This window comes from Streptomyces sp. NPDC054961, assembly GCF_053609145.1.
The window spans coordinates 24,758-43,804 of record NZ_JBSGWY010000054.1; the positions used below are offsets into that span (position 1 = coordinate 24,758).

General features: G+C 74.0%; 15 protein-coding genes. 4 read left to right on the plus strand and 11 right to left on the minus strand.

Translation table 11 applies throughout. From position 1 onward, the window contains the following. Positions 1-124: 124 nt before the first annotated feature. The 3 genes from ACWF9Z_RS32765 to ACWF9Z_RS32775 all read right to left on the minus strand — a co-directional run bounded on the left by ACWF9Z_RS32765 (position 125) and on the right by ACWF9Z_RS32775 (position 4,874). Positions 125-2,107, minus strand: coding sequence for a tetratricopeptide repeat protein (locus tag ACWF9Z_RS32765; protein ID WP_453608450.1), 1,983 nt, complete (start codon positions 2,105-2,107; stop codon positions 125-127). Positions 2,108-2,478: 371 nt separating this feature from the next. After that, a complete protein-coding gene (locus ACWF9Z_RS32770) occupies positions 2,479-3,111 on the minus strand; it encodes an NUDIX domain-containing protein (protein ID WP_453608453.1) in 633 nt (210 codons plus the stop codon). Positions 3,112-3,221: 110 nt separating this feature from the next. Next, a complete protein-coding gene (locus tag ACWF9Z_RS32775; RefSeq protein ID WP_453608455.1) occupies positions 3,222-4,874 on the minus strand; it encodes a CTP synthase in 1,653 nt (550 codons plus the stop codon). Between the two features lie 419 nt (positions 4,875-5,293). On the opposite strand from ACWF9Z_RS32775, the gene ACWF9Z_RS32780 reads away from it, so the two are divergent. From ACWF9Z_RS32780 to ACWF9Z_RS32790, 3 genes are all read left to right on the plus strand, one after another. Continuing rightward, positions 5,294-7,147 carry a glycoside hydrolase family 15 protein gene (locus ACWF9Z_RS32780; protein ID WP_453608458.1) on the plus strand — a complete coding sequence of 618 codons (1,854 nt, stop codon included), beginning with the start codon at positions 5,294-5,296 and terminating at the stop codon, positions 7,145-7,147. A gap of 139 nt (positions 7,148-7,286) precedes the next feature. Then, a complete protein-coding gene (locus ACWF9Z_RS32785) occupies positions 7,287-8,669 on the plus strand; it encodes an FAD-binding protein (RefSeq protein ID WP_453608461.1) in 1,383 nt (460 codons plus the stop codon). 34 nt (positions 8,670-8,703) lie between these two features. Continuing rightward, positions 8,704-10,332: a PucR family transcriptional regulator gene (locus ACWF9Z_RS32790; protein WP_453608463.1), complete on the plus strand. Its 1,629-nt coding sequence runs from the start codon at positions 8,704-8,706 to the stop codon at positions 10,330-10,332. A 30-nt stretch (positions 10,333-10,362) separates the two neighbouring features. Here the strand turns inward: ACWF9Z_RS32790 and ACWF9Z_RS32795 are convergent, their stop codons facing one another. The 5 genes from ACWF9Z_RS32795 to ACWF9Z_RS32815 all read right to left on the minus strand — a co-directional run bounded on the left by ACWF9Z_RS32795 (position 10,363) and on the right by ACWF9Z_RS32815 (position 15,464). Next, positions 10,363-11,439 carry a glycosyltransferase family 4 protein gene (locus tag ACWF9Z_RS32795; protein ID WP_453608466.1) on the minus strand — a complete coding sequence of 359 codons (1,077 nt, stop codon included), beginning with the start codon at positions 11,437-11,439 and terminating at the stop codon, positions 10,363-10,365. 131 nt (positions 11,440-11,570) lie between these two features. Continuing rightward, positions 11,571-13,316 carry a DNA repair protein RecN gene (gene recN, locus ACWF9Z_RS32800; protein WP_453608491.1) on the minus strand — a complete coding sequence of 582 codons (1,746 nt, stop codon included), beginning with the start codon at positions 13,314-13,316 and terminating at the stop codon, positions 11,571-11,573. Positions 13,317-13,427: 111 nt separating this feature from the next. Continuing rightward, complete coding sequence (locus tag ACWF9Z_RS32805; protein ID WP_453608469.1) at positions 13,428-14,399, minus strand: NAD kinase; 972 nt, start codon at positions 14,397-14,399, stop codon at positions 13,428-13,430. After that, a complete protein-coding gene (locus tag ACWF9Z_RS32810) occupies positions 14,396-15,211 on the minus strand; it encodes a TlyA family RNA methyltransferase (protein ID WP_453608472.1) in 816 nt (271 codons plus the stop codon). Before ACWF9Z_RS32810 ends, ACWF9Z_RS32805 begins: the two co-directional genes overlap by 4 nt. 7 nt (positions 15,212-15,218) lie before the next feature. Beyond that, the gene (locus ACWF9Z_RS32815) at positions 15,219-15,464 is read right to left on the minus strand and encodes a hypothetical protein (RefSeq protein WP_453608494.1); all 246 of its coding nucleotides are present in this window, start codon (positions 15,462-15,464) and stop codon (positions 15,219-15,221) included. Positions 15,465-15,674: 210 nt separating this feature from the next. On the opposite strand from ACWF9Z_RS32815, the gene ACWF9Z_RS32820 reads away from it, so the two are divergent. Beyond that, on the plus strand, positions 15,675-16,022 hold the full coding sequence (locus tag ACWF9Z_RS32820) for an SCP2 sterol-binding domain-containing protein (protein WP_453608475.1): 348 nt from the start codon (positions 15,675-15,677) through the stop codon (positions 16,020-16,022). 60 nt (positions 16,023-16,082) lie between these two features. On the opposite strand, the gene ACWF9Z_RS32825 is transcribed toward ACWF9Z_RS32820, so the two are convergent. From ACWF9Z_RS32825 to ACWF9Z_RS32835, 3 genes are read right to left on the minus strand one after another with little or no spacing between them, the layout of a single operon-like run. Beyond that, complete coding sequence (locus ACWF9Z_RS32825; protein WP_453608478.1) at positions 16,083-16,910, minus strand: ABC transporter ATP-binding protein; 828 nt, start codon at positions 16,908-16,910, stop codon at positions 16,083-16,085. Between the two features lie 14 nt (positions 16,911-16,924). Next, on the minus strand, positions 16,925-17,995 hold the full coding sequence (locus ACWF9Z_RS32830) for a FecCD family ABC transporter permease (protein ID WP_453608497.1): 1,071 nt from the start codon (positions 17,993-17,995) through the stop codon (positions 16,925-16,927). 2 nt (positions 17,996-17,997) lie between these two features. Further along, on the minus strand, positions 17,998-18,963 hold the full coding sequence (locus tag ACWF9Z_RS32835) for a FecCD family ABC transporter permease (protein WP_453608500.1): 966 nt from the start codon (positions 18,961-18,963) through the stop codon (positions 17,998-18,000). Positions 18,964-19,047 lie beyond the last annotated feature (84 nt).

Below are 19,047 nucleotides of genomic sequence, written 5' to 3' on the forward strand. Positions count from 1 at the left end.
TGTTTCGGGGTACTTCCATACAAACCCGTTCACAAGAACGCGCAACGGGATGCGCCAGGGGATGGCCTGGTGAACCCAGTCTAATGAAGGACGAGCCGCTGTCTAGCCTTGCAAAGCAATAATCTCAGTCGGAACCACTACGGATTTCGCAGGCTGCGGGGTCGTCACCCAGCAATCTGTCGGCCGCCGACCTGTGCAGCCTGGCGGCCGCGGGGTCCCCGAGCCGGTCCAGCGTGTCGGCCAGGCGCACCTGCAGCGCGGCCTGAAGCCGCAGGTCCCCGGCCCGGCGCGCGAGCTCCACCGCCTCCCGGCAGGTGTGCAGCGATTCCTCGGGCCGCCCCGCGTACTCCTGGATCCGCGCCATCTCGCTCAACGCCTTTGCCTGGCCCGGGACATCGGCCAGCCGGCGGTAGCCCGCGGAGGCCGCCCGCCAGCTCCGCAGCGCCTCCCCGTACCGGCCGGCGTAGGTGTGCACGTTCCCGAGCCGCCCGTACAGCCTCGCCTCGTCCGCGCGCTCGCCCCGGGCGAGGGCGTGGGACAGGGCCCGGCCGAACCAGTCGGAGGCCCGGTGCCAGTCGTCGAGCTCCTGGTACGCACCGCCTACGGATTCCATCGCGCGGCCCGCCGCGTACGGATCGTTCGCCGCCCTTCCGGCGTCCAGCGCGGCCCGGTAGCGCTCGAGCGCCTCGCGCGTGCGACCGGTCTCGGCGTCCAGGTCGGCCAGGTTCAGCAGCGCGGCGGCCCGTTCCCGGTGCAGATCGCGCCGCTCGGCCACGTCCAGGACCAGCCGGTGCAGCCCGTAGAGCTCGGGGGCGGCCTCGGAGGTGCCCCGGTGTTCGGACAGGGCCCCCGCGAGGGCCGCGACGAGCCGGCGGGCCAGGGTGTCCAGCTCCCCGTCGGCGACAGCCAGGGAGGCGGCCGCGGTCAGCGCGGGCAGCCGGGTGTCCAGCCAGGCCGCGGCGGCCCGCCGGTCGGCGAAGCGCAGGGCGCGCGGCAGCCCGTCCAGCTTCTCCGGACCGCCGACCGGCCCGATGGGCTCGTCGGCGGACTCCTCGGCCATCGCCCGGCAGGAGAGCAGCAGCCGTACGGTGCGCTCCAGCATCCGGGCCCGGGCCAGCTGGACCTCGGCGGGGCGCTCCTTGGCCTCGAGCAGGGACTGCAGCAGGGGCGCGAGGCAGCCGGGCAGGACGAACAGCCCGTCGCGGGCGCTCCGTACGAGGCCCAGCGCGGTGAAGTCCTCCAGGATCGACTGCGCGGCGGCCACGGAGCAGCCGGCGAGGGCGGAGGCGGTGTGCGAGTCGACGAGCCCGGCCGGGGCAAGCGGAAGCAGCCTCAGGGTCCGCTGGGCGGGCTGCGGGAGGGCCTCGTAGACGAGCCTGAAGGTGCGGGCGAGCGGGCCGCTGGTGCCCGCGGGCATGTCGTGGAGCTGCTTGGCCACGTCGGCGACGGAGGCCTTGGGGTGCGCGGCGAGCCAGCCTCCGACCAGACTCAGCGCCGCGGGCTGGCCGCCGCACTCCTCGGCGAGGGCCTCGGCGGCGCGGGGGTCGTTGGCCACGCGGATGTCGCCGATGCGGTCGACGAGCATGGCCACGGCGGAGGGGGTGTCCAGCCCGCCCAGGGTGCAGGGCCGGACATCCGGAATCCCGGTGAGGGGGCCCTCGGCGGTGACGACGACCAGGCACTCGGGGGTGTCCGGGAGCAGGGCGTCGACCTGGTGGGGGTCGGCGGCGTCGTCGACGAGCAGGACCGCCCGGCGGTCGGCGAGGGCCTCGCGCAGGGCGAAGCCGAGCTCGTCCTCGGCGGCGCCGGGCGGGGTGGGCAGGCCGAGCGCCTCCAGAAGGGTGCGGATGGCGCGCTCGGTGGGAACGGTCTCGCCGGTGGGCGTGGTGAGCCGGACGGTGAGCACCCCGTCGGGGTAGTCGTCGGCGATCTCGCGCACGAGGGCTTCGGCGAGGGCGGTCCGGCCCGATCCCGGCCGCCCGGCGACGAGCAGCACCCGGGCCCGCGGCGCCTTGGCCTTGCGGCCCGAGAGGGTGTCGAGCCCGGTGCGCGCGATGTCCTCGCGCAGCTCCTTGAGCTCACGCCGCCGCCCGACGAAATCCGCCACGGATCCGCTCCTCTCGCTGCCTTCGGATTGCGAGCGTAGTTCACACAGAGCGACGAACCGGGTGGAGCGCGGCGGACAAATCGCCCGATCGGATCAGCCGATGGTCGTCTTTTCTCGCGCCTCGGCGCGTCGCGGCCCCGGCGCACCCGGCCGGCTCCGCCGCGCCGCGCCGGATCGCGCACCGCGCCCGCGCGCGGGCGCGGTGGACCGGGCCGCGCCCGGTGCCGGTCCGCCCGCCCGGACGCCACGGCCCGCACGGGGCTCCGCCAGGGGGGCATGCCCCGCCCGGTCCGCGCGGACCGGCCACGCGGGCGCGGACCCGGACCCGGCCGCCCGGACTGGCAGCGCGGGCGGACGGAGCGGGCCGGGGGCTACGCCTCGTACGGGCGGGCCGGCCAGGGGGCGTCGGCGGGGCGCAGCGCCTCGAGGCCGCCCTCGCGGGCCAGGGCCGCCGACAGGGCCAGGACGCCCGTCACCAGTCCCGGGTTGCCGATCTCCCCCGCCAGGACCCCCCGGACCAGCTCGGGCAGCGGCACCCACGCCAGCTGCATGTCCGCCTCCTCCGACCCGGACTCCGAGTACCGCTCCCCGTCCGCCTCCGAGACGCCCCGCGCGAGGAAGATCCGGATCGCCTCGTCCGAGCCGCCGGGCGAGGCGTAGAAGTCGGCCAGCACCCGCCAGTCCCCGGCCTTGACGTGCGCCTCCTCGGACAGCTCGCGCTGCGCGCCGTGCAGCGGGTTCTCGCCCACCACGTCCAGCAGGCCCGCCGGGAGCTCCCACAGCCTGCGCCCCACCGGGTGCCGGTACTGGCTCAGCACCAGCACGCGCTCCTCCTCGTCCAGCGCCAGGACGCACACCGACCCCGGGTGCACCTGGTAGTCGCGCCGCGCCACGGACCCGTCCGGCATCCGGACCTCGTCCGAGGCCACCGCCGTCTTCGCGCCCTGGAACGGCCGCCGCGTCGACACCGTCTCCCAGGATTCCGCCGTGTCCTTGATCTCCATGCCCCGAAGCCCTCCACAACGCGCGACAGCCGGGGTACGGATCTCCGTACCCCGGCTGTCTACGTTATGCGGTCGGCCCCGGCGGCCCGCTCGAACGGCCCGCCCGGGTGCTACTTCGCGGCCTGCTGCCGCTCCACCGCGGCCTTGACCAGGCCCGCGAAGAGCGGGTGCGGGCGCGTCGGACGCGAGCGCAGCTCCGGGTGGGCCTGGGTGGCCACCAGGTAGGGGTGCACCTCGCGCGGGTACTCGACGTACTCGACCAGCTTGTTGTCCGGGGAGGTGCCGGAGAAGACCAGACCGGCCTTCTTCTCCAGCTCGCCGCGGTAGGCGTTGTTGACCTCGTAGCGGTGGCGGTGGCGCTCGTCCACGTACGCCTGGTCGCCGTAGACCTCGCGCACGATGGAACCCTCGGCGAGCTTCGCCGGGTACATGCCCAGGCGCATCGTGCCGCCCAGGTCGCCCGCGCCCTCGACGAAGGCCAGCTGCTCCTCCATCGTGGAGATCACCGGGTGCGGGGTGGAGGCGTCGAACTCGGTGGAGTTCGCGTCCTGGATGCCCGCGAGGTTGCGCGCGGCCTCGATGACCACGCACTGCAGGCCCAGGCACAGGCCGAGCAGCGGGATCTTGTTCTCGCGGGCGTAGGTGATCGCGCCGACCTTGCCGTTGACGCCGCGGTCGCCGAAGCCGCCGGGCACGCAGATCGCGTCCACGTCCCCGAGCACCTCCGCCGCGCCGGCCGGGGTCTTGCAGTCGTCGGAGGTGACCCACTTGATCTGGACGCGGGCCCTGTTGGCGAAGCCGCCGGCGCGCAGCGCCTCGGTCACCGACAGGTAGGCGTCCGGCAGGTCGATGTACTTGCCGACGAGCGCGACCTTGACCTCGTGGTCCGGGTTGTGGACCCGGTCCAGCAGGTCTTCCCAGACGGTCCAGTTGACGTCGCGGAACGGCAGGTCGAGCTTGCGCACGACGTACGCGTCCAGGCCCTCGGTGTGCAGCACCTTGGGGATGTCGTAGATCGACTTGGCGTCGATCGCCGCGACCACGGCCTCCTCGTCGACGTCGCACATCAGCGAGATCTTGCGCTTGATGGAGGTGGGGACGTCGCGGTCGGCGCGCAGCACGATCGCGTCGGGCTGGATGCCGATGTTGCGCAGCGCCGCGACGGAGTGCTGGGTGGGCTTGGTCTTCAGCTCACCGGAGGGGCCGATGTAGGGCAGCAGCGAGATGTGCACGACGAAGACGTTGTCGCGGCCGACCTCGTGGCGGACCTGGCGGACGGTCTCCAGGAACGGCAGGGACTCGATGTCGCCGACCGTGCCGCCGACCTCGGTGATGACGACGTCGACGTCGTCGGTCGCCATGCGGCGGATGCGGTGCTTGATCTCGTTGGTGATGTGCGGGATGACCTGCACGGTGTCACCGAGGTACTCGCCGCGCCGCTCCTTGGCGATGACCTGCGAGTAGACCTGGCCGGTGGTGACGTTGGCCGAGCCGTCGAGGTCGACGTCGAGGAAGCGCTCGTAGTGGCCGATGTCCAGGTCCGTCTCGGCGCCGTCGTTGGTGACGAACACCTCGCCGTGCTGGAACGGGTTCATCGTGCCCGGGTCGACGTTCAGGTACGGGTCGAGCTTCTGCATCGTGACCCGGAGACCGCGCGCCTTGAGCAGCGCACCCAGGCTCGAGGCCGTCAGGCCCTTGCCGAGGGAGGAAGCGACACCCCCGGTGACGAAGATGTGCTTGGTCGTCATGGATTTGGGCGGCATCGCCAAGAGGGGGCTCCCGTGGTCGCGAGGTGAAGGTGCGTCCGGCGCCTGCCACCATCGATCCGGAGGGGGTCTCAGGGGGCGCCGAAGCTGCGGTTTCGGGGCTCCTGATTCGCACAGGCAGACCACCGGTCCACGGGATACCAGCCTATCAGCGCCGGGGCCGCTCCGCCTCCGGCCACGCGGCGCGGACCCTCCTGCGCACCGTGTCGGCCGCATCGTCCCAGGTCACCCGTTCAGCCGAGTCACATTGTCCCGGGGCTCAGGGGGATCACTAGGGTTTCGTCTTATCCTGCTCGCAGAACGATCACCAGACCGTCGAGCAGCCCCGCGAACGGCGTAACCCGCTCGGTTCCGGAATCATGGGCGGGGCGCGACGTTCCACACTCATAGGGACGGGAGCCCCGCGCGACCGCGCAATGCCAGCGCCCTTCGGGGCGGACGTGCTGTTCGACTGGAGATGCAACGTGTCCGGGCGCATCGAGGATTACGCACTGATCGGGGACATGCAGACCGCCGCTTTGGTCTGCCGGGACGGGGCGGTGGACTGGTTGTGCCTGCCACGTTTCGACTCCCATGCCGTGTTCGCGAGCCTTCTCGGCACCGAGGAGCACGGCTTCTGGCGGATCGGCCCGGCGTTCCCGGCCGGCGCCGAGGCCCCGCGCGCCTCGCGCCGCCGTTACCGTGGCGACTCGCTGGTACTGGAGTCGGAGTGGGACACCCCGCGCGGCACCGTCCGCGTGATCGATTTCATGCCTCCCCGCGAGGACCACGCCCCGCAGCTCATCCGCATCGTGGAGGGCATCAGCGGGCGCGTCCCGATGCGCTCCGCGCTGCGCATGCGGTTCAGCTACGGCCGCGTCGTCCCCTGGGTGCACAAGGTCGACGGCCGTACGGTCGCCGTCGCCGGGCCCGACTCGGTCTGGCTGGACACGAAGGCGCAGACGTACGGCAAGGACCTCACCACGTACTCCGACTTCACGGTCGGCCCGGGTGACCGGATGGCCTTCTGCATCAGCTGGCAGCCCTCGCACAAGGAGCCGCCGCAGGCACCGGAGGCCGAGGAGGCCCTCACGGCCACCACCGACTTCTGGCGGGACTGGGTCGGGCAGTGCACGTACCACGGCCCCTACCGGGAAGCGGTGATCCGGTCCCTGGTCACCCTCAAGGCCCTCACGTACGCCCCCACGGGCGGGATCGTCGCCGCGCCGACCACCTCCCTCCCCGAGGAGATCGGCGGCGTCCGGAACTGGGACTACCGCTACACCTGGCTGCGCGACGCCGCCATCACCCTCTCCTCGCTGCTGCGCACCGGTTACCGCGACGAGGCCTCCGCGTGGCGGGACTGGCTGCTGCGCGCGGTGGCCGGAGACCCGGAGAACCTGCAGATCATGTACGGGATCGCGGGCGAGCGCGAGCTCGGCGAGACCGAGCTCGACTGGCTCCCCGGGTACGAGGGCTCGCGCCCGGTCCGGGTCGGCAACGGCGCCGCCGGGCAGCTGCAGCTCGACGTGTACGGCGAGGTCACCGAGGCCCTGCACCTGGGCCACATGACGGGCCTGGCCCGCAACGACTACGCGTCGCTGCTCCAGCTCAAACTCATCCGCTACCTGGAGACCCACTGGGACCAGCCGGACGAGGGCATCTGGGAGGTGCGCGGCCCGCGGCGGCACTTCGTGCACTCGAAGGTGATGGCGTGGGTGGCCGTGGACCGCACGATCAAGCTGATCGAGAGCGGGGACGCGGACGGTCCGCTGGAGCGGTGGCGGGAACTGCGCGACGAGATCCACCAGGACGTGTGCGAGAAGGGATACGACAAGGAGCGCAACACGTTCACGCAGTCCTACGGCTCGAAGGAGCTGGACGCCTCCCTCCTGCTCATCCCGCAGATGGGCTTCCTGCCGCCGGACGACAAGCGGGTGATCGGCACGATCGAGGCGATCCAGCGCGAGCTGTCCACCCCGGACGGCTTCATCCTGCGCTACCCGACGGCGGGCGAGGAGGCGGGCGTGGACGGCCTGGAGGGCGACGAGGGGGCCTTCCTCGCGTGCTCGTTCTGGATGGCCGACGACCTGGCGATGATCGGCCGCGTCGACGAGGCCCGCCGTCTCTTCGAGAAGCTGCTGTCGCTGCGCAACGACCTGGGCCTGCTGGCGGAGGAGTGGGACCCCAAGCTCCAGCGCCAGGTCGGCAACTTCCCGCAGGCCTTCAGCCACGTCCCCTTGATCGACACGGCCCTGCGCCTGACGGCGAGCGGCGCCTACGGCGGCTGACGCCCGTCCCGGGCTGGGGGCCCCGTCCTCCGGGTCCCCCAGCCCCGCTCCCCCGTCCCCGTCGCTCTCGGCGCGCCCGCACCCCCCGCCCCGCCTACGCTGGAAAGGTCCCACGCCTCCGCGAGGAAGGGCCTCGGCCATGACGTCCACTTCGAAGGCGGGCACGGCCCTGACCGCGCTCCGCGAGGACCTCGCCGGCGAGGTGTTCGCCCCGGACGACGCCGGTTACGACGAGGCCCGCACGGTCTTCAACGCGATGGTCGACCGGCGCCCCGCGGTCATCGCCCGGTGCGAGAGCGAGGCGGACGTGGTCACCGCCGTCCGCTTCGCCCGCGAGCTCGACCTGCCGGTCGCCGTGCGCGGCGGCGGGCACAGCGTGGCCGGGATGTCCCTCAACGACGGCGGGGTCGTCATCGACATGCGCCGGATGCACGAGGTCACCGTGCACCCCGCGGCGCGGGCCGTACGGATCGGCGGCGGCGCGCTGATGAGTCATCTGGACCGCGCCTGCCAGCCGTACGAGCTCGCCACCACCGGCGGCCGCGTCTCCACCACCGGCGTCGCCGGCTTCGTCCTGGGCGGCGGCTCCGGCTGGCTGGACCGCGACTTCGGCCTGGCCGTGGACAACCTCCTCGGCGTGGACCTGGTCACCGCCGACGGGACCACGCTCACCGCGACCGCCGAGGACTTCCCGGAACTGTTCTGGGCCCTGCACGGCGGCGGCGGCAACTTCGGCGTGGCGACCTCCCTGACGCTGCGCCTGCACCCGCTGCCGGAGTTCGCGATGTGCCTGCTGCTGTACCCGCCGGAGTCCGGCCCCGAGGTGCTGCGCGTCTACCGGGACGTCATCGGGGCCGCCGGGCCCGAGGCCGGCGGCGGCGTGATCTACATGACCGGCCCGCCGGAACCCTTCGTCCCGGAGCATCTGGTCGGGACCCTGCTGGCGGGCGTGCTGGTGACCTACGCGGGCGGCGAGGAGGCGCTGCGGGAGCTCGTCGGCCCGCTCCTGTCGCTGCCGCACGTCGCCGAGGTGCTGACCGCGATCCCCTACGCGGACCTCCAGTGCATGATGGACGACCCGCCGGGGATGCGGAACTACTGGTCGGCCGAGTACCTGACCGCCCTCCCCGACGAGCTGGTGGACGTGTTCTGCGCCCGCGCCCGCGCGATGCCGGTGCCGACGGGGACCCAGCACGTCCTGTTCCCGCTGGGCGGGGCCATCGCGCGGGGGCCGTCGGAGTTCCCGGTGCCGTACCGGGACGCCGCCTGGGCCGTGCACCCCTTCGGGGTCTGGGAGGACCCGGCGGACGACGACCGGTGCCGCCAGTGGGTCAAGGACGTACGGGCCGACGTGCGGCCGTGGAGCACGGGCGCGGTCTACCTGAACTTCACCGGCGACGAGGGCCCGGAGCGGGTCGTGGCGGGACTCGGCACGGAGAACCTGGCCCGGCTGGGCGCCGTGAAGCGGCGGTACGACCCGGACAACGTCTTCCGCTTCAACCACAACATCAAACCCGGTTAGCCGGAGGAACGGGACGGCCGGTACGGTCCGCGATATGGACAACCAGGGCGGGATCACGGTTCAGCGGGCACTGGAGCTGCCGGGACTGCGCAGCGGACTGCCGGAGGTGGTGGCCTGCGCCGACCGGCTGGGCCGCACCGTCCGCTGGGTGCACGCGGGCGAGGTCCCCAACATCGCGTCCCTGCTCAAGGGCGGCGAGCTGCTGCTGACCACGGGGCTCGGCCTCGGTACCCGGCCCGCCGAGCAGCGCGCCTTCGTACGGCGCCTCGCGGACCGGGGCATCGCCGCCCTGGTCGTCGAACTGGGCCCGCGCTTCCCCCGGCTGCCCGCCACCCTCGTGGAGACGGCCCGCGCGGCCGGTCTCCCGCTGGTCCAGCTCCACCGGGAAGTCCCCTTCGTCACGGTGACGGAGGAGGTCCACACCGAGATCGTCAACGGCCACTACGCCCTGCTCCAGCGCGCCGAGGAAGTCCACCGGCGCTGTACGGAGGCCCTGCTGGGCGGCGGCGGTATCCCCCAGGTCCTGCACATCCTGGCCGACTTCACGGCCAACCCGGTCTTCCTGGAGACCCCCGACGGCCAGCTGCTGTACGCGGCCGGTCCGGCCGTCGGCGAGGCCGCGGCGGATCCCCTCCAGGTGTGGGAGGGCCTGCGGGGCCAGCGCACCGCCGAGCCGTCCGGCAACTGCGTGGTGGTCGACGTCCCGGGCGGCGGCCACGGCACGGGGTCCGTCCGCGCGCGGCTGGTGCTGCTGGGGGTGTCCTCGCCGCTGCTGCCCGTGCACCGGATGGCGGCGGAGCGGACGGCGGGCGTACTGGCCGTGGTCCTGATGCAGGCCCGGCAGGAGGACGAGCTGGCGGCCCGCGGCCGCGGCGACTTCCTCACCGACCTGGCGGAGGGCCGGATCTCCGCCGAGGACGCGCCGGCGCAGGCCCGCGTCCTGGGTTTCAGGCCCGGAACCGGCCCCCTCCTCCCCGTCGTCATGCGGCTGTCCTCGGAACTGGGCCCCTCGGGGAACTGGGCCGTCCTGGCGCGGGCGGTCCTGGAGGAACTCGCCTCCGTCGGCGTCCCGGTGCTCCTCGGGGTCCGGCCGGTGGAGGGCCGCGTCCCCCTGCTGGTCTCCCTGCGCGCCGACACCGAACGCGCGACGGTGGCGGACCGGGTCGCGGCGGCGCTGCGGGCCGGCGTCGAGCGGGCGGGCCTGGACCGGGCCGGGGCTCCGCCGGCGGTGGTCGTCGGCGTCTGCGGGAGCTGGGCGGCGGCCTCGGCGGGCCTGCGCCACGCCGCGGAGACCGCCACGGCGGCCCACGGGCTCCCCGCCCGCCCCTGGTACGACGCACGGCGGCTGGACATCGATCTGCTGCTGTGGCGGCTGCGCGAACACCCGGACCTGGCGGCCTTCGTGGACCGCGCGATCGGGGCGCTCCGCGTCCACGACGCGGTGTCCCGCCCGCCGCTGCTGCCGACCCTGGAGACCTATCTGGCGCACGCCGGCCGCAAGGCGGAGACCGCGCGCGAGCTGCACCTGAACCGCCAGACCCTGTACAACCGCCTGGCCCGCATATCGGACCTCCTGGGCGCCGACCTGGACGACCCGGAAACGGTCCTCTCCCTCAGCCTGGCCCTGCGCGCCCGCCGCCACGCGACGCCGCCTCCCGCGTGACGCGGGGGCCGCGCGCGGGGGCGGCGGGAGTCACCGCCGCCGCGGCACCAACTCGTCGTACACCGACAGGACCTGCGCGACCGTGTCGTCCTCTGACGGCCACGTCTGCGCCTGCGCCCGCCCGGCCTCCGCCAGCCGCGCCCGGCGCGCGGGATCCGTCAGCAGTCCCGAGACCGCCGCGGCCAGCGCGTCCGCGTCCCCGTACGGGACCAGGACCCCGGCCTCGCCCACCAGCTCCGGCAGGCCCCCGACCGCCGTCGCCACCAACGGCACGCCCGCCCGCAGAGCCTCCTGCGCCAGCGGCGACCGCCCTTCCCACCGGCTCGCCAGGACCGCGACGTCCGCCGCGGCGAGCAGCCGAGCGGCGTCCCGCCTGCGGCCGAGCAGCCGGACCGGCAGCCCCTCCAGCCGGATGCGCCGCGCGAGCTCCGCCCGCATCGGGCCCTCCCCCGCGATCACCAGCAGCGGCAGCGGGTCCAGCGTCCGCCACGCCCGCGCCGCGTCCAGCAGTACCGCGTATCCGCGCCTCGCCACCAGGCTCCCGACGGCGATCAGCAACGGCCGTTCGACCACGCCCAGTTCCGCCCGCACCTTCCCGGGCTCGACGACCGCCGAAGGCCCCTGCGGCACCGGCGCCGGTACGGCCACCGCCGCGAGCCGCGCGTCCCGCGCCCCCAGCCGCCGGGCCAGGTCGACCTGCGCCGACGAGGCCCCGAGGACGATCGCCGCCGCCCGCGCGACGCGCCGTTCCAGCAGCCGGCTCAGCCGGCCCGCCCCGGGGCCGCCGCCGTGCCAGCTGACGACCATGGGGATGCGCCGCCCGCGCAGGGCCAGTGCCGCGCGCAGGCCGGCTCGTACGCCGTGCGCGTGCACCACGTCGGCCTCGACGCACGCGGCCCGCAGCGCGCTCGCCGCGTCAGGGGTGAACCGGGCGCCGGCGCCGGTGAAGTCGTACTCCCCCTCCGCCTCCACGGGCGCGCACACGGTGACCCGTACGCCCCGGGCGGCGAGCCCGGTGGCCAGCGACCGCACGTGCGCGCCACCGCTCGCACCGCCGAGTACCTGGACGGTGCGGAGGACGGGGACCGATACCGGGGAGCTGCTCACGGGCCGAAGCTCCAGGGTGAGGGGGCAGATACGTCGCCCAGAATGCCAGTCCGCACGCGCGTTCCGGGACCATACGGGTGCGGATCCCGTACGAGATGTGGTTCCGCACCCCCGAGCCTCACTCACACGGGCTAAAGGCGGTCCCCGCGGCCGGGCACCGTCTGCGCCGCCGCGAGCAGTTCCTCCGCGTGCGCCCGCGCCGACACCGAGTCCTCGTGGCCGGCCAGCATGCGCGACAGTTCGCGGATCCGGGCCTCGCCCTCCAGGACGGTGACGCCGCTCCTGGTCACGGAGCCGTCGTTGGTCTTCTCCACCAGCAGCTGCCGGTCGGCGAAGGCCGCCACCTGCGGCAGGTGGGTGACCACCACGACCTGAGCCGACTCGGCCAGCTTCGCGAGCCGCCGCCCGACCTCGATGGCCGCCTTGCCGCCGACTCCCGCGTCGACCTCGTCGAAGAGGTACGTCGGCACCGGGTCGGAGCCCGCGAAGACGACCTCGACGGCCAGCATCACCCGGGACAGCTCACCGCCCGAGGCGCCCTTGGCGATGGGCCTCGGCTGGGCCCCGGGGTGCGGAGCCAGCAGCAGCTCGACCTCGTCGGTGCCCGTGGGCCCGTACGCCACGAGGCGGCCGCCGACCTCCACCCCTTCGGGGTCCTCGGTCTGGCGGACGTCGATGGTCACCCGCGCGTGCGGCATCGCCAGCGACGCCAGCTCCTCGGTGACCGCCGACGCGAAGCGGGTCGCGGCCTCGCCCCGCGCATCGCTCAACGCCTGGGCCAGCTGGGAGAGTTCCCGGCGCAGCCCGTCGCGCTCGGCGGTCAGCTCCTCGATCCGCCCGTCGTCGCCGTCGAGCTCCAGCAGCCGTACGGAGCCCTGCTCGGCCCATTCCAGCACCGACCGCACGGTGTTGCCGGAGTCCCCGTACTTGCGCGTCAGCTGCGTCAGCGCCGCCCGGCGCTCCTCCACGGCCGCCAGCCGCAGCGGGTCGGCGTCCAGGTCGTCGGCGTATCCGGCGAGCTCACCGGCCACGTCCCCGAGCAGGATCCCCAGCTCCCCGATCCGCTCGGCGAGCGCGCCGAGCGCCGGGTCGTGCGCGCGTACGGATTCCAGGGCGCGGTGCGCCCCGGCGACGAGCGCGCCGGCGTCGACGCCCTCCGGGTCCTCGACGTTCCCGGCGAGGGCCGCGTGCGCGGTCTGCGCGGCCGAGGCCAGCGATTCGGCGTGGCCGAGGCGCTCGGCCTCCGCCGCCAGCTCGGCGTCCTCGCCGGCGACGGGCTCCACCGCGGCGATCTCGTCGAGCCCGAAACGCAGCAGATCGGCCTCCTGGGCGCGTTCCCGGGCCCGGGTGGTGATCTCCTCGAGCTCCCCGGAGACGGCGCGCAGCCGCCGGTGGGCGGCCGCGTACTTCTCCAGCGGGACGGAGACGGCGTCGCCCGCGTACCGGTCGAGGGCCTGGCGCTGCCGGGCGGGCCGGAGCAGACCCTGCTGATCGGTCTGGCCGTGGACGGCGACGAGGTCCTCGGCGAGCTCCGCGAGCAGTCCGACGGGCACGGAGCGGCCGCCGACGTGGGCGCGCGAGCGTCCCTCCGCGGAAACGGTCCGGCTGATCAGCAGGGCGCCGTCGTCGAGCTCGGCTCCCGCTTCCTCCGCACGCAGGGCGGCCGGGGCGTCGGGGCGCATGACGACGCGCCCTTCGACCACCGCCGCCTTGGCGCCGATCCGCACCAGGGCGGGGTCGGCCCGCCCGCCGAGCAGCAGCCCGAGGCTGGTGACGACCATCGTCTTGCCCGCGCCGGTCTCGCCGGTCACCGCGGTGAAACCGGGCGACAGCTCGACCACCGCGTCGTCGATGACCCCGAGCGACCGTATCCGCATCTCCTCAAGCACGGGACGACGATACCGAGGTTTCACGGGTGCCATGTGACGTCACCCGCCCAGAGGCGATCGAACAGTCATGCTATTTAGGTACGCCTGCCCACGGACCCGCTAGTGCGGCGCCCCGCGCCACCCCGACACCGGCAGCGCGAACTTCGCGACCAGCCGGTCCGTGAAGGACGCGTGGTGCAGCCGGGCGAGCCGCACCGGCACCGTCCCCCGCCGGACCTCCACCCGGGCCCCGGACGGCAGTTCCACCGTCCGCCGCCCGTCGCACCACAGCACCCCGTGCGGGGTCCCGGTCTGCACCTCCACGGCCAGCACCGAGTCCGGCGAGGTCACCAGCGGCTTCGCGAACAGCGCGTGCGCGCTGATCGGCACCATCAGCAGTGCCTCCACCTCCGGCCAGACCACCGGCCCGCCGGCCGAGAAGGCGTACGCGGTCGAGCCCGTCGGAGTCGCGCAGACGATCCCGTCACAGCCGAAGCCGGACACCGGGCGCCCGTCGATCTCCAGCACCACCTCCAGCATCCGCTCCGGGGACACCTTCTGGACGGCCGCCTCGTTCAGCGCCCAGTCCCGGTGCAGCACGTCCCCGTTGGTCCGCACGACCACATCGAGGGTCATCCGCTCCTCGACCTCGTACGCCCGCGTCACGACCCGGTCCACGACCTTGTCCAGGTCGTCCCGTTCGGCCTCCGCGAGGAACCCGACCCGGCCCAGGTTGACGCCCAGCATCGGCACCCCCGAGCCGCGCGCGAACTCCGCGCCGCGCAGCAGGGTCCCGTCGCCGCCCAGCACGATCAGCAGCTCGCACCCGTCGAACACCTCCGGGGTGCACTCCGCCACGAGCTCCACCTCGGGCGGCAGCGGCAGGTCCACCGCCTCGTGCTCCAGGACCCGTACGCCCAGCCCGTTCTTCAGCAGCCCCTGCACGACCAGCTCGGCACTGCGGATGGCCGCCGGCCGCCCGGTGTGCGCGAGCAGGAAGACCGTGCGCTGACCCGTTTCCCCCGACTGCCCTGATTCCCCCGACCGCGCCGGTCCAGCCGACTGTGCCGGGTCCCCCGAAAGCTCTGTCACTGCGGCCCCTCCGCCACTGCACGGTCAACATCCGCCGGGTCGGGTGCCGGTGCTCCCGCCCGAAGCCACAGAAAATACTCGACGTTGCCCGAGGGACCCGGCAGCGGGCTCGCGGTCACCCCGGCCACACCGAGTCCCAGCTTCCAGGCCTGGGCCGCGACGTCCCGCACGGCCTGCGCCCTCAGCTCCGGGCTGCGCACCACGCCACCGCTGCCGAGACGGTCCTTGCCGACCTCGAACTGCGGCTTGACCATCAGCACCAGGTCCGCGTCCGGCGCGCAGCACCGTACGAGCGCCGGGAGCACCAGGCCGATCGAGATGAAGGAGAGGTCGCCGACGACGAGGTCCACGGGGAGCCCGTCGAGCTGCTCGACCGTCAGCTCGCGCACGTTCGTCCGGTCCTTGACGGTGACCCGGTCGTCGCTCTGCAGCGACCAGGCGAGCTGGCCGTAGCCGACGTCCACGGCCATCACGTGGGCCACGCCCGCGCGCAGCAGCACGTCCGTGAATCCGCCGGTCGAGGCGCCCGCGTCCAGCGCCCGGCGCCCTTCGACGAGCAGCCCCTGGGGCTGGAAGGCCGCGAGGGCCCCCGCCAGCTTGTGGCCGCCCCGGGACACGTAGTCGGGGTCGTCGTCGTCCTTGAGGACCACGAGGGCCGCGCTGGTCTCGACCTGGGTGGCCGCCTTCGTCGCGGTGCTGCCCCCCACCGTCACCCGGCCGGCGGCGATCAGCTGCGCGGCGTGCTCCCGCGAGCGGGCCATGCTGCGACGTACCAGTTCGGCGTCCAGGCGGCGGCGTGCCACTCCTGCCACGTTCGGCTCAGCTCCTGTTTTCGTGCGGACGGGGGCCCACGGGTGCGTCCAGCGCGGTCAGCGCGTCGCGCAGCCCCCTGTGTACATCCTCGTACACCCCGACGTGTCCGTCCGCCGGAAGGCGGTCCGCGTCCGCCAGCCGCTCCAGGCGCGCGTCCACCTCGGCGTGTCCCGTGGCGGTGCGTACGATCCCCAGCGCGGCCGGCCCGGCGGGCGCCCCGCCGGCTCCGGCCAGCCCGCCGGCTCCGGCCAGCCCGCCGGCTCCGGTCTGCCCGTCGGCCGGAAGCCCGGCCCGGTCCTCGGTCCGGTCCTCGGCGGCGTCCGCGGTCCCGTCCTCCGATCGCGCGGCGGAGGCCGGGGCCGGGTCCTGCGGTACGGGGGACGCTTCGTCGGTCATGCCCCCGACGCTACCCCCCGGCGCCACCGCGGCGACCCACAACTCTGCGGTACGGTCGTGATCACGATGGCTACGATCGAAGAGTGCCGTGCAGCACTCGACCAACTCTCCGGCAATCTCGCGCGGGCCGACGGCGACGTGCGCGGTGCGGCCGCGCTCGACCGCTCGCTGAGCTGCCACATCACCGACCTGGACCAGACCTTCACGGGACGCCTCGACGGAGGCCGGATCCGGGTGGACGCCGTTTCCCCCGGGCCCCCACGCGCCAAGGCCGAGATCCGGCTCGCCATGACCGGCGACGACCTGCTCGCGCTGGTCTCGGGCGAGCTGAAGTTCGCCAAGGCCTGGGCCTCGGGCCGGGTCCGCCTGGAGGCGGGCTTCCGCGACCTGCTGAAGCTCAAGAGCCTGCTCTAGCGCGGTGGACCGGGCCGGAGGCCCGGGACCAGGCCCGGCGCCCCCCGCCCGGTCACCGTGCTAGACCGGGGCCTTCGTACGGGCCTTGCGCCCCGCCGGGATCACCAGCGGGGTCCCCGTCTCCGGGTCGTCGATGATCTGGCAGCGCAGCCCGAACACCCGCTCGACCAGCTCCGCCGTGACCACCTCGGCCGGCGGCCCCTCGGCGACGACCTTCCCGTCCCGCATCGCGATCAGGTGCGTGGCGTAGCGGGCCGCGTGGTTGAGGTCGTGGAGCACGGCGACCAGGGTCCGGCCCTGGTTCTCGTGCAGCTCCGCGCACAGGTCCAGCACGTCGAGCTGGTGCTGGATGTCCAGGTACGTCGTCGGCTCGTCCAGGAGAAGCAGCGGCGTCTGCTGCGCCAGCGCCATCGCGATCCACACGCGCTGCCGCTGTCCGCCCGAGAGCTCGTCCACGGCCCGGTCCGCGAGTTCGGCGACCCCGGTGGACGCCATCGACTCGTCCACGATCCGCTCGTCCTCGGCCGACCACTGGCGCAGCAGGCCCTGGTGCGGGTAGCGGCCGCGCGAGACCAGGTCGCAGACCGTGATGCCGTCGGGCGCGATCGAGGACTGCGGCAGCAGCCCCAGCGTCTTGGCGACCTTCTTCGCCGGCATCGAACCGATGGCCTGCCCGTCCAGCAGCACCCGCCCCCGCGTGGGCTTCAGCATCCGCGAGAGGGCGCGCAGCAGGGTGGACTTGCCGCAGGCGTTGGGGCCGACGATCACGGTGAAGGAGTTGTCCGGGATCTCCACCGACAGGTTCTCGGCGATGACCCGCTGTTCGTAGCCGAGGGTCACGTTCTCCGCGGTCAGCCGCTGCACTTGCCTGCTCCTCTGGTTGCTCATACCCCTCTGGTTCCTCATATGCGGCCCGCCTTGCGCTCGGTGACGAGCAGCCAGAGCAGGTAGACGCCGCCGACCAGGCCCGTCACCACGCCCACCGGCAGTTGGTCGGCGCCGAAGGCCCGCTGGGAGGCCCAGTCGGACACCATCAGCAGGAGGGCGCCCATCAGCGCCCCGGTCAGCAGGCTCGCCCCGGGCGAGCGGGTCAGCCGGCGCGCCAGCTGCGGCGCGGCCAGCGCCACGAAGCTGATCGGCCCGGCGGCGGCGCTGGCCGCGGTGGTCAGCAGGATCGCCGCGACCATCAGCAGCAGCCGGGTCCGCTCGACCCGCACCCCGAGGGCGTACGCCGCGTCGTCGCCCATCTCCATCATCCGCAGCGCCCGGCTCCGGCCGAGGATCAGCGGGAACAGCACCGCGCAGGTGGCGAGCAGCGGCCAGACCTGCGCCCAGTCCCGGCCCGCGAGCGAGCCGGTCAGCCAGACCATCGCGCGGGTGGCCTCGACGAGCTGCGCCTTCGTCAGCAGGTACTGGATGACGGCGACCAGCATCGCGGAGGAGCCGATGCCGACGAGGACCAGCCGGTAGCCGTGGATGCCCTGCTTGTAGGCGAGCAGGTACACGAGGAGGCCGGTCACGGTACCGCCCACCAGCGCGCCCACGGCCACCTGGCCGGCGCCGCCGTTGAACAGGACGATGACGACCAGCGCGCCGACGGCCGAGCCGTAGCCGAAGCCCAGTACGTCGGGCGAGCCGAGCGGATTGCGCGAGACGGACTGGAAGACGGCGCCGGACATGCCGAGGGCCGCGCCGACGAGCACGGCGACCAGGACCCGCGGCAGCCGCAGGTCGTTGACGATGAAGTCGTGCGCGGGCGTGCCGTCGCCCAGCAGGGTCCGCACGACGTCCCACGGCGCGATCTGGAAGTCGCCGGTGCCGATGAGGACCACGGCCATGGCCAGCGCGAGCACCAGGAGCAGCACGCCCACGCCCAGCGCCCGCCGCTCGACGCGCAGCGAGATCCCGCCGGGCAGGTGCAGCGGCCGGGGTCCGGGACGGCCCGGACGCGCCTTTCGGGGTGCGGCGGTCACGGTCACAGCTGGGCCATCCTCTTGCGCCGGACGAGGTAGATGAAGACGGGGCCGCCGACCAGGGCGGTGACGATGCCGACCTGGAGTTCGGCGGGCCGGGTGACGACGCGGCCGATGACGTCGGCGCCGAGCAGCAGGACGGGCGAGAGCACCGCCGAGTAGGCGAGCACCCAGCGCATGTCCGGCCCGGTGAACACCCGTACGAGGTGCGGGATCATCAGGCCGACGAAGACGATCGGTCCGCAGGCGGCGGTCGCCGCCCCGCACAGCAGGGTGATGGCGATCATCGCGCCGATCCGGGTCCGCGTCAGGTTCGCGCCGAGCGCCCGGGCGGTGTCGTCACCCATGGCCATCGCGTTGAGCGGCCGGCCGAGGGCGAGCGCGAGCACGGCGCCGGCCAGCAGGAACGGCGCCACCTGCTGGACGGTGTCCATGGTGGCGGAGGCGAGCGAACCGACGGTCCAGAAGCGGAGCTTGTCCAGCGCCTTGCTGTCCATCAGCTGCACGGCGTTGATGTAGCCGACGAGGGCCGCGCTGGCCGCCGTACCGGCGAGCGCGAGCCGCACCGGCGTGGCGCTGCGGCTGCCGCCGAGCAGGTACACGGCCACGGAGACGACGGCGGCACCGAGGAAGGCCCACCACACGAACGCGTCGAGCGAGTCCGCTCCGAGGAAGCTGATGGCCGATACGACGGCGGCCGCGGCCCCGGCGTTGACGCCGAGGATGCCGGGCTCGGCCAGCGGGTTGCGGGTCAGGGCCTGCATCACGGCGCCGGAGAGGCCCAGGCCCAGGCCGACGAGCACGCCGAGGAGGGTGCGCGGCACCCGCAGGTCGCGCACGACGACGTCGGAGGGCGTACCGGAGTAGTGGAACAGGCCGTGCCAGACGTCGTGGAGAGGCATCTGCTTGGCGCCGACGGCGATGCTCGCCAACGCGATCAGCGCGAGCACGCCGAGGGCGGCCAGCAGACCGGGGGGGGGGGGGGGGCGGGGGGGGGGGGGGGGGGGGGGCGGGGGCGCCGGGGGGGGGGGGGGGGGGACTGACACAAAACA

Bases quoted from the DNA above. Each gene is read 5' to 3' on its own strand.
- ACWF9Z_RS32770 (WP_453608453.1), bottom strand. From the start codon at position 3,111: ATGGAGATCAAGGACACGGCGGAATCCTGGGAGACGGTGTCGACGCGG.
- ACWF9Z_RS32780 (WP_453608458.1), top strand. From the start codon at position 5,294: ATGCCAGCGCCCTTCGGGGCGGACGTGCTGTTCGACTGGAGATGCAAC.
- ACWF9Z_RS32825 (WP_453608478.1), bottom strand. From the start codon at position 16,910: ATGAGCAACCAGAGGAGCAGGCAAGTGCAGCGGCTGACCGCGGAGAAC.
- ACWF9Z_RS32790 (WP_453608463.1), top strand. From the start codon at position 8,704: ATGGACAACCAGGGCGGGATCACGGTTCAGCGGGCACTGGAGCTGCCG.
- recN (WP_453608491.1), bottom strand. From the start codon at position 13,316: ATGCGGATACGGTCGCTCGGGGTCATCGACGACGCGGTGGTCGAGCTG.
- ACWF9Z_RS32775 (WP_453608455.1), bottom strand. From the start codon at position 4,874: ATGCCGCCCAAATCCATGACGACCAAGCACATCTTCGTCACCGGGGGT.
- ACWF9Z_RS32785 (WP_453608461.1), top strand. From the start codon at position 7,287: ATGACGTCCACTTCGAAGGCGGGCACGGCCCTGACCGCGCTCCGCGAG.
- ACWF9Z_RS32820 (WP_453608475.1), top strand. From the start codon at position 15,675: ATGGCTACGATCGAAGAGTGCCGTGCAGCACTCGACCAACTCTCCGGC.